Origin of the sequence: Burkholderia sp. RF7-non_BP4 (assembly GCF_001521935.1) — a bacterium.
Classification (GTDB): Bacteria; Pseudomonadota; Gammaproteobacteria; order Burkholderiales; family Burkholderiaceae; genus Burkholderia; species Burkholderia diffusa.
On sequence record NZ_LOTA01000009.1, the window covers coordinates 1 to 13564 of the forward strand.

9 protein-coding genes and 2 pseudogenes are annotated in these 13564 nt (G+C 57.0%); 7 read left to right on the plus strand and 4 right to left on the minus strand.

What is annotated here, in order from left to right:
- Nucleotides 1-238: 238 nt before the first annotated feature.
- Complete coding sequence (locus WS49_RS34735; RefSeq protein WP_156437315.1) at nucleotides 239-631, minus strand: hypothetical protein; 393 nt, start codon at nucleotides 629-631, stop codon at nucleotides 239-241.
- A gap of 539 nt (nucleotides 632-1170) precedes the next feature.
- Nucleotides 1171-1380: pseudogene (locus WS49_RS33090) on the minus strand (zinc ribbon domain-containing protein); the annotation flags it as partial.
- Between the two features lie 332 nt (nucleotides 1381-1712).
- Here WS49_RS33090 and WS49_RS34740 point away from each other — a divergent pair.
- Together WS49_RS34740 and WS49_RS34745 are read left to right on the plus strand one after the other, a co-directional pair.
- Nucleotides 1713-3320, plus strand: coding sequence for a hypothetical protein (locus WS49_RS34740; RefSeq protein ID WP_156441326.1), 1608 nt, complete (start codon nucleotides 1713-1715; stop codon nucleotides 3318-3320).
- Nucleotides 3321-3451: 131 nt separating this feature from the next.
- Nucleotides 3452-4756, plus strand: a complete 1305-nt coding sequence (locus WS49_RS34745) for a hypothetical protein (RefSeq protein ID WP_156437317.1) — start codon at nucleotides 3452-3454, stop codon at nucleotides 4754-4756.
- A gap of 1449 nt (nucleotides 4757-6205) precedes the next feature.
- Here the strand turns inward: WS49_RS34745 and WS49_RS34750 are convergent.
- A complete protein-coding gene (locus WS49_RS34750) occupies nucleotides 6206-6781 on the minus strand; it encodes a hypothetical protein (protein WP_156441327.1) in 576 nt (191 codons plus the stop codon).
- Between the two features lie 229 nt (nucleotides 6782-7010).
- Between WS49_RS34750 and WS49_RS35940 the strand changes: the two are divergent.
- Nucleotides 7011-7110, plus strand: a pseudogene (locus WS49_RS35940) (IS200/IS605 family transposase); the annotation flags it as partial.
- Between the two features lie 161 nt (nucleotides 7111-7271).
- On the opposite strand, the gene WS49_RS34760 reads toward WS49_RS35940, so the two are convergent.
- A complete protein-coding gene (locus WS49_RS34760; RefSeq protein ID WP_156437319.1) occupies nucleotides 7272-7553 on the minus strand; it encodes a hypothetical protein in 282 nt (93 codons plus the stop codon).
- 1748 nt (nucleotides 7554-9301) lie between these two features.
- Between WS49_RS34760 and WS49_RS03755 the strand changes: the two genes are divergently transcribed.
- The 4 genes from WS49_RS03755 to WS49_RS03775 all read left to right on the plus strand — a co-directional run bounded on the left by WS49_RS03755 (nucleotide 9302) and on the right by WS49_RS03775 (nucleotide 13527).
- Nucleotides 9302-9871 (plus strand): disulfide bond formation protein B, encoded by a 570-nt coding sequence (locus WS49_RS03755; RefSeq protein WP_059524645.1) that lies wholly within the window; start codon nucleotides 9302-9304, stop codon nucleotides 9869-9871.
- Between the two features lie 166 nt (nucleotides 9872-10037).
- Nucleotides 10038-11102: a hypothetical protein gene (locus WS49_RS34765; protein WP_156441329.1), complete on the plus strand. Its 1065-nt coding sequence runs from the start codon at nucleotides 10038-10040 to the stop codon at nucleotides 11100-11102.
- A 171-nt stretch (nucleotides 11103-11273) separates the two neighbouring features.
- Entirely contained in the window at nucleotides 11274-12842 is a 1569-nt protein-coding gene (locus tag WS49_RS35520; protein WP_175981540.1) for a hypothetical protein, read from the plus strand.
- 67 nt (nucleotides 12843-12909) lie between these two features.
- Entirely contained in the window at nucleotides 12910-13527 is a 618-nt protein-coding gene (locus WS49_RS03775; RefSeq protein WP_175981542.1) for a twin-arginine translocation signal domain-containing protein, read from the plus strand.
- Nucleotides 13528-13564: the final 37 nt, after the last annotated feature.

Below are 13564 nucleotides of genomic sequence, written 5' to 3' on the forward strand. Positions count from 1 at the left end.
GTGCATGTGTCCACGCGGACACTTAGCATCTGACCTTCTGCCTACCATTGGTAGGGCGTCGTTTATTGACGGCTTACGTTATGCCTAGGCTTGAAACAAGTCACAAGATCACCTCTTATTTTAAGAAGTTGCTCCGCGTCCTGGGATTCGGCGGCCTTCTCCACTGGGCAAGATGGGTTCGATGGTGGCGCGCCTGCACGATGTGAATCAGAACCTGCCGTTTCGCTGGTGCAAGAATTTATCGGGAGTTGCGAACAGTCAACTCGAACTCAAAGCTCAGCGACCAAGCCGACGGCGCATCGACCACCCAATCATGCTGACTATCGTAGGGGAGCGTCAATCGCCCCTGTGCTTCATGCCAGGCAGGCGGATTCATCGGGCACGGCGCGAGCATGCCCGGACGCGGTTGTGGTCGCTCCACGTGCAACACAAAAAAACGTACGGTAGGTCCGGAAGGGGCGATCGGAATCCACTGTGCACGATAGGGCGCGTCGTTGCAGCTTTCTGCCTCCCACGTGCGTGCGATGAGCCGCACCGTCCAGTTTGATTCGTCGGTTTTGACGGGTACGTGCAGATGCCAACGGCGCAGTCCTGTCGCGAGCGGCGGCAATGTGCCCGCCTGTTCGTTCATCCGGTCGGATCGCATGACTGGCCCGCACGCTGCGAGTCCCAGGAGCCCACCTGCCAGTGCGAGCGCGCGCAGCCTTGGCCGCCAATCGAACGACAATGGGCAGCGGAGTAGGGAGGGGATGCACCAAATGCTAACCATGGGTTATCCACGTTGCTCGTGTCAAGTGACAATGATTACGGGTGTGATTCGATGGGGCGGATCACTTCAAAGCAGTGAGCGATACGGACAAGCTTTGCGTAGATAAATCGCCTACGTTGTCCAGTATGTCATGCGATTCCAGCCAGTGATTTCCGAATTCGTTGGGCGATCAATCGGCTTTGGCGTGACCGTGAGGCGCGCAATGTGGGCTGGACTGGCGGATCTCGCGCCACGATGGTGACACGCGATCACGGGATGTGCACTGGTCTGCAGAGACCTCGTTGTTGACATCTCCGGCCTGAATGCATGGGATTCCTACCGCTCCCAAAACGATGATGCTTGCTTCACATCGCCTCGGCGGGTTCCTGCTTCACGGAGGGGCTCGACTGCACCGACTCTCCTCAGGCGGCAACGCGGTGTCCCCGCGCCATGACATTGATCGCGCCGACCACGTCGGCGTTTTCCTCGAAACCGCATTCGATACAGGCGAACCGCGGCTGCGTAAGCCGATTCTCCGCGCTTACGCAGCCGCTTGTGTGCGTGGGCCGCACCGCAATAAGTCAGCCGTCGTTCCATGCCAGCTTGTAGCCCAGTTGGCGACGCAACTCGAAGCAGCATCTTTGCCGGGGACGGCACGGGGTGCGGCAGCCCCGTCGGGTTGCTCGATGACTAGCGTCAGGGAGAGCCATATGATTCGATCAAGGTCGCCGCGTATGCCGACGACGCGACGGTTACGCACTGGATTCTCGCTGAGGTGCGGTTTCTGCGGATTTGCTCCGTGTGCGATGGGGGACCATCTGCCGATCGATTGGCATAGTGTGTGGGGGCGATCGTGAACACATGGTTTTCGACTTCGCCGCCTCGTGTACGCCGTGCAAGCTGGTCTCTTCCATCGGAACAACGTAAGCGTAGTTCGACTATCACAAGCGAGCTGCAGTTCATCGTGCAGGACCTGAATGAGATTGCGCAACGGCACGGCTTGCCCAAGTTTGACTGGATCCCGACGAGTGAGTCCGCCGCAATTGCAGTCCGCTATGGAGCGGTACAACTTCGGAGGAGCCTCGCACACAAATGGCAGACCCTTGACCCTAAAGTTGCTCAAGCGAACGCTCAACGTAGCCAGATTCAGGCACGACTCACATCGGTTGGCCTCACAGCCAGCACGTCGAGAAAGCAATCGGAAATTGCGACAGTATCAGATCCTGCTCGTCGCCGAAGGTCGCTGAACCTGGACGAATGGCCCGATTCACGAGGGCGCGTGGTAACCGGCCTGGATGCGTCGCCTTCCGTCGAAGCGAATGCGGATGACTCGGCGTCAGGCTTCGGTGCTATCGAACAAGAACGCGCCCACCGCATCGGCGAACGTATTGTCCTGGAACAGCATATCAGTCGCATTGCTGAGTACGTCCGACATCTTGAGAAACAGTATCCGGTGCCGTCGCGTTATTCGAGGGCAGGCGGGGCAGTCGAATTGTGCCCGCTTGCTCAAGTTTCATCATCGAACGAGATCCTGGCTTCTACTGGTCTGCGGCGTCGCATCGCGCCTAGGGGGGGCGCCGATGAGGTTGATGTCACGATAGAACAACGCGCTCAGGAAGTCGGCGATCGACCCGTCGCGCTGTCTGCATGGAGGGTTGGCGCGGCGTGGGGCACGCACCTTCTTGTCAGCGCGGCAGTGCAGTTCATTGCAAGAATGAGTGGCAGTTTGGTTGACGTCGTTGTTCAACAGCTTCCCGAAGCCGTGGGTTGCATTGGCGGTTATCTCATGGTCCCGTTGTCGGTTGGCGCGTCCAGTGCTTATCTTGGGCGCCGAATGGCCCGTTATTTCGGATTTGGAGATCGCGGACGTCAAGCCATCTGGATGGTGGTGTCGGGGGGCGTGGGCAGTCTTTTGAGCGTGGCGGGCCTTTTCAGCATGGCGGAACTGATGGCCGAGCAGCCGACCCCGTGTCTTATTGTGATGGGGGGGGCTATACATCACATCGTGCTTTCCTGGATCGAAGCGATTGTGACCGATGCATTGCGCGATTGCGGGCCGCGTCCATTGCGACCAGAATCGGCATGGATGTTGCTGATGCCCCTTGCGAGCTGCGTAGGCAGTCTATCACTGGTTACCCCGTTGGCCTTGACATACCCGATCGGAAGCTTGGGCGGTGTGTTTGCGGCCGACACGCTCGGCGCTATTGGTCACGCTTCCGGCCAGACGTGGTTTCTCTTTTGGATTGCGAATCGAGACGTCCGAGCGTCTCGGGAAATTGTTAGCCACCGGGCATGGATGCGCACGCCACACTATGACGATATCGTCATGCGTGGAACGGCTGGAACCGGGGCAGCTTCCATACAGATTCTTGTTGCGGGTGCGTTGCAGCAAGCGATGCGGGCGGTGGTCGTGGCAGATGAATCGGGTTACCCGATTGCCAACATGATGATGGGCGTCATTGTCCATGATGTTCTTCGCCTTCCGCTCGAACTGAGTGAGGCGGTGCGTATGCGATCGGGCGCGGAGGCGCCATCGGTTGAGCTAGTTCGATATATACGGACAGACGCATGATGGAGCGTATGACAAGTTGTGGGGTGGAGTTGACGGGCCGACAAATCGAAGCCGCACGGCAACGGCGTCGCAACGGCTGGCCGTTTCGGCGTTGACGCCGAGGGCTATGCTGACGATTGATGCACGCAATCATGGATCGACTCGCGGGTTCGTCACAGTTGCAGCACTCGCCATCTCCTGTCGCTTCTGCTTTAGCAACGAAAGAGTTGTTGTCGGTCCTGGTTGGAGATCTGCGCTCTGTGAGGCAATCGATAAATGAGATTGCAGAGCGACGCGGGATGGGTATAAGTCTGCGCCGCGACGCGCGGCTTGATACGGTTGAGGTGGCGTGCGGCGCTGTCGCAAAGAAGCTCACGAGCCGTCATGACCGTGTGGAAAAGGAGCAAAGACGCGTTGCACAGCATATTGATGGTATTCAGAATCACCTAACTGACCTGAAATCATTGCACAGCGGCATGGTCATGTTGGACGATCATGCGTTAATGCAACGCGAGGCTGGTTGGCGCGACTGGTGGAACCGGTTGACATCTTCGTCTTATCGTAGGCGGTGTGAGCGTGCCACGCGTGACTTCGGATCACCCGCCACGGTTGAGCGGGTTCGGAAGCGTCTGATTGATCGTGATCGCTCGTTAATGCAAGAGCAAAGCAATTTAGTTCGAGAGTGCGCGCAATTGGCGGAAGAGGTCGAATGCATCGAAGCTTGCCGTCAGCAGATCAGGAACGCACGGCAGCGTGCGGATGTCCAGTTGGTGCGTCCGCCATTCGAATCGGAGACGGTGATCCGACGGTACGAGCGAGCATTCGGCAATATCTATTCGACCGATGTGGGCGCGCATGTGATTAATCGATTGCTCTGGGATGAGGTGGCCTTTGATACGGAAAAGTTGACGAAGGCGGTTGTGCAGGCACTCGAGGCTCGTCATGGCCCAGATATTTTTAAGAAAGGTGGGCGTGTAGATCGTGACGAGATCGAGGATCTCTTGCGTTACATCGATCGTGCTCAGCTTGAAGAATACCTCAATGAGCGATACAAGCACGGGCGCACATATCCCCAGTCTCAGGAGCTCTATCGCGGTCACGCCGTGTCTCGCGGTGGCCTCGCGCAACTCCGTAAATGGGGGCGCGATACTAGGATCGCGGTGAGGCCTGGTCGGTTATGGTCCTGTACGCCAGTCGAGTCACTCGCGAGAGAATATACAGGGGCGATCGAAGCGACGGCCTCTTCGCCTGTCCTGCTTAAGATTTCCGGAAAGACCGCCTTTCGGGTCCCGGCTGCTTGGCAGCCTGTAACCGAGAAATCTGAACGTTTGCTGGCGCATTGCTGCATGTTCAGAGTGGTCGGAGTAGTACCGCGGAGCAATGGACTATACGTTGTGCTCTTGAAGGAGTTGCTGACCGGTTTTGATCAGTGTCAGGTTTTCCCAATGCCACATTAGCTTACGCGGTTTGCGTGATATTGACTCAAACACGTCGGTACATTTTGACTGCCGTAGTGGAGCCGCTCTCTCAAATTTCAACTGATCAAAAAATTGCCGGGCAAGTCAGCGCTTGATCAGGTTCGCGGCGAAGCCGGCAGATACCTACGTGCAAATGATCCGGGAAAAAAGGTAAACCCGCACGGTGGGGAATTGAGATGAACTGTCGGGCAAGGCACCACGGAATGAACGGGGAGTATCTGATGGATCGGGCGCTGACGGTGCGGTGGGCTGCGCTCAGGCTGGCCGATGGCCATAGGTGATCGGAGTATTTTCGTCGTCTTCATGTAGCCATTTTTTGGGGAGCATTGCCATGATTGCACGAACTACAGAATCTCGTCAGATGATGCCACGGGCATCATCATTACCGTCAGCGTCCGCTAGATCTGCATTCGCGAGCTCGCTAAATGAGGTTTCCGTCGGGTTGAGAGGAATGCTTAATAGCAAGTGTGATGGCTGGCTTCACGTCGATCAACGGAGTGATCTATTTCATTCAACCGTCGCGTTTTGTCGGGACGTGATGGATGAAGAGTTGACCTCGCTGGCGGCGATGCGTGTTGTCGAAAGTGGGCTACCAGGCGGATCGCCATCCGTGTCGAATATCGAAGGGACGGCGCAGTGTTCGACGAGTGGGGTGTCCGCAGGTGGTGCCAGACATCGGTATGCGACCCGAGCGACGGTGCATGCAGATCCAGAACGATCAACATCTGACTTCACTGCCGACGTGACGTGTGCGGAGACGGGGGAGGGGCAGTCAGAGGCGAGCGACCGAGTCGATGAGCATGCTTATGCGAGGCAGCTCGCCCGCTGTTTGGGGCTGCAGGTATTGTGCAAAATGATGAATTACGTTTCTAATGCACATCCTTTAGTCGTCGCCGACGTTGCCTCGGAAGGTGTGCATGTCACCCGATTGTGAGTGCGACGCAAAAGTGCTAACGATGGACGGTGACGTAAGGGGCGTGTTACGACGATCGGTGTGACAGTGTTCACCGAGAGGGCTCGTCGGTGCTGGACCGCATTCCACAGAAGAAGGGCGTATTAGCAGGTGGTATGTACGCGGTCAATTAATGACGCCTGTCAGAGTCGTGGTGTGGAGCGAGAGACTCAGCGCCATTCGGCGGGCATGGCTCAGGGCAGCAGCATGGCGTAGTCGTCGGCAGTCTGCGCGAGCGCAATGCGTTCGTTCATCTTGGCTGCATGAAAATAGGGGCATGCGGACGCGGACGCTCGTGGAACGGCTGTTCACGCGCGTCAAGGCTTGCCCCCCCTCGAGGATGTATTTGCATGCGGGTTGTGCATCTAGGGTATCACTGATTGTCCAACACGCTATGGGCAGCAGCACGTGTCACACAATCAGTGTTTCTCTAGTCCCTGTTCATATTCTTTGCCACTTGGCGCGCTCAGACGAATTCAGAGTATTTCAATGTCGCCTGTGGTTATCGTCTTTTTAATATTTTTAACAAATTCCAGGGTATATTTAGAAATAGCGCTTTTGATTTTTCTTCGATCGGTCGACGAAAGTATTTTTCGTGTGAAGTCAATCTGCGCCTTGTAGACTTCAGAGCTTCGCATTTTTAGTCGGTGTTTAAGGTAATTGGGGCGTTTAACTAGTTCGTTGTTGCAATCGATATAGAAGTGATTCCCCGACATGTTTGAAAGTGAGTCGCTAAATTTTACATATGTGGTTAATGTGGTCATGTCCTCGATAAGGTTCTTGCATGATTCAGTTGTTATGCCGTATTGATCAGGGGACGCGTCAACCGACGACAGTCTCCACTGGCCGTTTCTTATATATGTGACAGTTCCCTTGAGCAGTGGACGACTGACGTCGATGCTGTCGTAAGGCGGCGGATTGTCTGTTGGTCGCATTGGTGCCGACGGTGCGCGTGAGTTACAAGAAGTCAGTTGCATGAGATAGCCCAAGATATCGGTTAAAAAGGTGACTTTAACAGTCACGCTGGAGCTGGAATTGTTGAATTCGCGCATTCCAGAGGGCGCGGGGCGAACAAAATGGGTGCGTGGTCAAGCGTTTGCGTGCACTGATTCGCCGCATGGGAATATAGTGCAATTGGCTTACGGTAGCCGGCTGGCTGCCGGATTTCCCGCTACTCGCGCATGCCGCAAGCGTTATCGAACTCCCGGTCCGGAAAGCGTTCGATATTTGAATATGAAATTGCGGCAGCAGTTTGGAGACTTCCATCCTTGGCTCAGGCGCAGGGGCGTACTGTGGTCCCCCTCGGATTTCGCGTCATCGTGTGGCGGCGCGCCGATAGATATCTTTCGACTATATATTGGAACAGCAATCGCCCCATTAAGGACGCCTGCGGCGTCCGTGCTCTTGCCCCCGGACTAAACTCCGGGGCTTCCCGCACATCTGCTGAACCCGCAATTCTGCCGGCTACGGCGGACAATTCTTGGTCGTTTGCGGCACCTTCTTTCAGCAGAATATCGGTGGCCATCTGAGTGGATTTCGCGGTCACAAGGCCGTGAGTTCTAGTTCGTTGATGTTCTTTTTCACAGCGATCACGCGGGCGCCGTTGCCAAGCCTCATCAAATAGCGAAGTCGGTCTCGTGCCGCTTGAGGATCCTGTTGCATCATCTTGGCGCTACGAGCAAAGCATCGATCGGTATTGTTGACCTTCCGCAGGTGCGTGGCGAAGTGCGAGAAACGAAAGGGTGGGCGAAGCGTGCGGGGCGAGGCAATCACCACCCGACTATGATATCCGCGGAGATAGGCGGCTAGGCGAGAAACAATCATCTTGTGGCACTCCCAAGTTGGCAACAGCTGCACATCACCAAATTTCCCAAGGCTTGCGCTACTCGATTTCGATCGCGGGGATGGCGCGGGTCAACTCGCCCAAGGCGTCATGTGCTTGCGGATTTCAATTGCCATTACAAACAACTTACAATGTTGCGTGGCGTGATTGGTCCGCGGGTGTGGTGTCGTGTGGTCCAGGTTGAGTGGTTTTAAGGTGGAGTGTGGTGATGGCGTCTGAAAAATCGGGTGGAATTTGCAGGTGGCTGGAGTGGGTCTGGGGACGTGGGATGCGTGGGGCCGACGGGCGGGGCGAGTGCGGGAGGCTACTCAGGTGTTTTTCTGATTCCTGGAATGGTCGGGTGCGGACAGAAATGGCGCGCCGAGTCTTACCTGGCGCGGATGCGTGGATCGGAGGCCGTCCTGCGATGTGCGCCCAAGGTCAGCGTGGCAAAGGTCGTGCTCATGCGATGACTGGTTCGTGCCATTCCGTGGTCTCAGTCAATTTTGGGGCGATGGGGGAGGCATTGAGTAATGCGCTTGTCACTGGTCTGACGCCTGATCTGTTGTTCGTCACGATACTGGGCTCCAGTCTGATCGTCGTGGGTCACTTATCGTTCAAGGCCTATTTGTCGCATCGGACGCAGGAAAGGGAATGTGTCGTGGCGGTCCGGCAATGTCTCGCGATGAGTCGGCAGGAGACCAAGCGCCTCGGCATGGTGCTGCAAGCCTTTGGTCGGCTTGGTGACCGGTGTGCCGGGCCACCGCCCCGCGCCGTGCGGGCGACAGCCCCGGATCGTCGCGCATGCAATATGTTGTGCGATCTTCGTCGGGTGCGTAGCGCACAGCAGGTGTTGCCGCGCCTCAAATCACCTTGTCGCTTGCTGCGTGTCGATATCGTATTTGTTGGGCAGGCACATGCCGATATCGACGAACCTTCGCCAAGGCGATTGTCCGGGATTCGGCGATCAATCTGAAGCGCCTTTATTGTTTTTCCAAGGGGGCGGGTTGATCAAGGAGGTCAAAAAAGGCGGGAAAAATGGCGCTCAAGGTACGATAGAGCTCGTGTGAGGCGAAACTTAAGGTAGGCGCGGTGCGGTAGACGCTGGGCGCTTCGAGGAAAAGGTCCGTGGAGGGGGCCGCAGCAGGGTACAGGCTGGAGCGTTAATTGAACGGGGCTGCCGTATAGTAGTTTGCCGCTCGCAACAGACGCCGTGCGCGCGTATGGTTCGTGACCAGTTCAGCAGTGGTGGAGCGGCGCCTCGAGTGTGGTGTCCTATCGTTGTCATGTTTGCGCAGGGTGAAGTCACGCAACCAGCGGGTCAAGGACAGACGCGATGAGTTGACGTGTGCGTAATCCTGGCGATGGTGTTGAACGGGGGCGCTGGGGATGGCTGCTCGGCCTGATGGGGCATTAATATGGCGGCCTTTCCGATTGGCAACTTATGTCGGATCGATGGACGGGGGGCATCTCAGTGCGCAATACTGACGTGACGGGCCTGCTCGTGAATCTTGGTCACTTAGGAATTGCCATGCACGTATGGAGTGGGACAGCATCAGCAGCGGGCTGCGATTGGCGTGGGCCTATGGATTGGGTCGCTGGCCTGTGGGCGTGCATGCGACGTCACGCGGTGGAGTAGCGAATGTGAATTCTCTTTCGCAAAATCAGCCTCATCTGATTTTTGCCGGGGAGTCTTCGTTAGACAATGAACTGTCTCGGATTTTGGGGCAATTTTAAGATGGGGTGGAGTATGCGGCTGGTCTATTCGCGTGCACTTGTAATTGCGGGGCTTTTTGGAATCAACGCAATTTTGTTGGTGGCGTTCATTGAGCAGATTGTTTATCACGATTTGCCGTGTCCGTTATGTTTGTTGCAGCGGGTCGGATATATTGCAGCGGGGATGGGGTTGGCGCTGAATTTGCGGTTTGATGTGCGGCCCAGCCACTATGCGATTACGTTGTTTGGCGCCCTGTTAGGGGGCGGGGTGTCTGCTCGGCAATCCTTGCTTCATATCGTGCCTGGTTCCGGGTCGTATGGTGGCGAGGTGTGGGGCATGCATATGTATGTGGCAGCGTTTTTGGGATTCGTGGCCATTGTCATGTGCGTCGCGTTCATGATGCTGTTCGACAGCCAATTTTACGAAGAAGGCAATCAGATTCGTTCGGGGCAGGCAGCGACGACGCATTCGCTCGGCGGAATGGCGCTGATAGCCGTCGTGTTATTTGCTGTATTGACATTGGGAAATGCGGTGTCGACGGCGCTTGAGTGTGGTGCTGGACTTTGCGTGGCAAATCCGACTTCGTACATGTTGTTCGGCTAACCGGCGTAATGCAGGCGATGAGGCTATTTACGTTGTGTCGGAGGGAGAAATGCCGGAGTCTATCCATGTTTGGCCAAAAAGACCGGCCATTGCCCCAAATGTGACGAAGGCGACAGGCCCCGCACGACGGCACTGTGACAACGCAGAGTGTCCCGATGAAAAATGTTTGATCGATGAATTGGCTGATACGGTCCGTTTCTGGGACGACATGGATGATGCGATGCAGGCGCTCGATGTCCTGATCGATATTGCAGCGTGTCGGCAAAGTCTCGATTCGGCGCGCCGTGCGGTGAATACGATTTTATCCCTATATCGGGATGATCAGGTATCGCTTGGTGTGCTTGATGCATTTGGTGCCAAATTAGCGGATCTATATCGAGTTTTGCGTGATCGTCCGGATGGCAACTTTGGGATGCCTGTCGCACTGCTGCATCTTGGCGCGCAAATTGCGCGAAACGACGGTGGAACGAGCGACGACTTGCTCAGCTCGAAAGAGTGCGATGCAATCGATCAGCGGCTGCAAGAGGCGGCTGATATCCACGACGAAAAATCGCTGCTGAATTTTGCGCGGCAGGTAACCACCGATGAAGTAAGTGCCTATTTCGCTACTGTCTCGTTGGCACTCGATGCCGTGGTCGACATTGGCGCGGATAGGGTGGCGCAGCATGGCGCCGACCCGGCATATTTCACTAGTGCAGTGCAGGCATGGAAACAGGAGCATCGAGTTCACCCCTTGCTTTGGGTGCCACTTATATCGAAAAGTGAGAACCATTTTTTGCTGCTTGCATTTGAGCGAGACCGGAATGGGAAATCGTACGCGACGGTCGTGGATACGCGTGGTATGTTGGCCAACAACGAATCTTCTGGGGCGCGCAAGTTGAGGAATACTATCCAGTGGCTTGTTGAGCAGGTGGTGGGCGGTAATGGTGAAGAGATAAGGTGGCTTTCCCAGGATATTCAGGGGGAGGACAACCCGAATAGCTGTGGACCACTGATTTGTCGACTGGTTTCCGTCATGGAGGGAGGGCGGCACACTGATTATGATGCGGCGTCCTTCGAGATTGCGAAGGCATGGATGGAGGGTGCTGATGTATTTTTGAGGCAGCGTGCTATTGCCGCCACGCGGGCGGAAATGATCGAGGCGGTTGTTGCCCGGCGGCAAAATTTGAGCGGTGATGGATATATCGGTGATAGGAAGCGCGCGCTAGCATTTGTCGAGGTCTCGAATTGAGATGTCGGCCGAGCATATTGTGGAGTACTGCCCGCAGTTTGCAACTCCCCTACCCATGGGCAGCAGTCCTAAGCTGTATGTAATAGGCGTTTCGTGTGTCGTTCTTGGTTATTATAGAGCGATGCCGCTGAGCCGGTACAGGAGGACTGCGTGAGTCGGTGGCGTTGGGTCGTGATGGCGACTTTGGCATATTCCGGGTCGCCTTTTGCTAATGGCTGCTATTCGGCCCCCTATGATTGCCGACCAGTTGGCGACATTGCTCCCGACACGGGGCATAGCTACGCCGAACGGGCTCGCGCGTATGCGCAGTTCGCTTGGCAGGACTTTATGGCGCTGAATTTTCCGGCGGCGACCGGCGCAGACGGTCATCCGCTTCCAGAACCCAGTACGATGCGTGGTCTGGACGATCACGCAGGCTGCTATACCGCTGTCTGGCAAGTTTATCCCGAGGCGCGCGATCTGTTTCGGCCGGGGGGGCAGCCGCCGGCTCAGCCATTCGGAAGCGGACACGATGTGCCAGACATCTGTATCGCGGCAGGGCGGGCCGCGCGATTGAGTGCGTTTCGACGTCGACGTGATCGGTTGGGCGACAACATGGTTCTGGACGAATATATCCAGGCGGATCTGATGGGGCCCGTGATCGATTCGTCCGGGCACTATGTTCGCTACGGCATCCACTTTAATCGGCCGATGTTTAATTACATTGTCGGGAACCAGCTGTATTCCCAGGAAGGTCAGTCGCAATTCGACGCGCATGATTTGCATCGTGACCACAGCAAAGTGCATTTTCCGCGTGGCCGCTATGATGCGACGGTGGGTTCGATTTTCATCAAGGCGGCTTGGAAAATCCTCGACGCACACGATGATCCGTTGACCTTCTATCGAGTACGCGCATACGTCTACGATGCACCAGGTGGGGCGTTTCATGATGAACCGACGGTCACGGCGCACTGCGAGGTCCGGACGATGGGCCTCGTTGGCTTTCATATCGTCCATTTCACGCAATCCGCGCCGCAGGGTGTCTGGTCCACGTTCGAACATCGGGACAACGCGCCGTGGCTGGCTGACTTCAAGATGGGAACGCCGGTGCGTCCCTATTCATTTTTTAATCCCACACGTTGTCCGTCGGTCAGCGGTCAGCCTGCCTGCCGATACAATGTTTTGCCGCCCCAGCCGTGGAATCCGCAACGGCCAGGTCAAGCTCCGACACAACTGGTGAGGATTGCGGCTCCTGGCGCATGGGCGATCGAGGCTAATCGTGCGGTGAGGCGTGCGTTGCGGCAATACGAAGGACAGACCGTATGGGATCACTATTTCCTGGTGGACGTTCAGTTTCCGACCGCGGGCAAGTCTGCTGACGCATCAGGGCGCGCTGATCCCGACGGCGCGCCGACCCCGACGTTGCTGGCCAATACCACGATGGAAACGTACATTCCAGGCTTTCACGCCCGCGAGCAGACGACTAACGGGAAAGCCGTGCCGAGCGACGACCGGATGACGGGCGTGGTGCTCGCACCCGGACCGGTCGATCCGTGGCAGCCACGTCAGTTCAATCGGGCTGGCGGGGCGCCGCGCGTCACCTCGAGCTGTATTGGTTGCCATCTCGATGCGTCGATGGCCACAGGTGCGGCCGGTGATTTCGTGTTTGCGCTGGACCGGGCACAGCGCTTGGCGCCCGTGCGCAATTCCGGCGACGTGTCTCTGCAGCGTCTGGAGCGGACACTGGCCCCAGCTCTTTGATAGGGGCCCCTTCCGCGCGAATACGCATCTTCGATCCTTGATGGGATACAGAACTATGACGCCGGCCATGACCCGAAGACAGTTCTTATATGGCGCTGGTGCGCTCGGCGGCTTGTTGCTGGCCCCCGCTTTGCCCGTATGGGCCCGGGCCGATATGCCTCCCGGCCGTCGCGCGCCGGCGGCGTTTGTCGACCTGTCAGCCGCACTGCTGGGCATTGAGCATTCGGTGCTCGACCCAGCGGTTGCGCCGGACGATTTAGCCTTGGCGAGCGTCTTCTACGACCTCGGCAGTCGGGCGGGACCGGATGGATTGCACCAACTCGAGCGCGAATACATACGATGGTCGACAAGCGGCATGCACGGGGCGGTGATTGCACACGCCCTGTTGACGGCGGGCGTCAACCTGCCACGAACGGATGCGGTCGGAACGTTCGCACGGCTGACTATGCTGATGTGGCTGTATGGAGTCTGGTACGGCGGCACGGAGTGCGATCGTCACTCCGGTGCGCGCGCGCATATCACGGACCCGGCGTATCAGGTCGACGGAATTGTCTCCGGCCGCGCTTATCGGGCTGCGTGGATTTGGCGAGTGGCACAGGCTCATCCCCCGGGCTTCAGTCAATTCAGCTTCGGCAGCTGGGCCGAGCCCCCGCCATCGCTAGCCGACTACGGCATCCACGTGTGATACGGCATTTCTGTCAGGCGGAGGGCGATGGCGTGAA

Coding starts and splice junctions, on each gene's coding strand:
- WS49_RS34760 (WP_156437319.1), bottom strand. CDS start 7,553: ATGATTGTTTCTCGCCTAGCCGCCTATCTCCGCGGATATCATAGTCGG.
- WS49_RS03775 (WP_175981542.1), top strand. CDS start 12,910: ATGACCCGAAGACAGTTCTTATATGGCGCTGGTGCGCTCGGCGGCTTG.
- WS49_RS34735 (WP_156437315.1), bottom strand. CDS start 631: ATGAACGAACAGGCGGGCACATTGCCGCCGCTCGCGACAGGACTGCGC.
- WS49_RS03755 (WP_059524645.1), top strand. CDS start 9,302: ATGCGGCTGGTCTATTCGCGTGCACTTGTAATTGCGGGGCTTTTTGGA.
- WS49_RS34750 (WP_156441327.1), bottom strand. CDS start 6,781: ATGCGCGAATTCAACAATTCCAGCTCCAGCGTGACTGTTAAAGTCACC.
- WS49_RS34745 (WP_156437317.1), top strand. CDS start 3,452: ATGGATCGACTCGCGGGTTCGTCACAGTTGCAGCACTCGCCATCTCCT.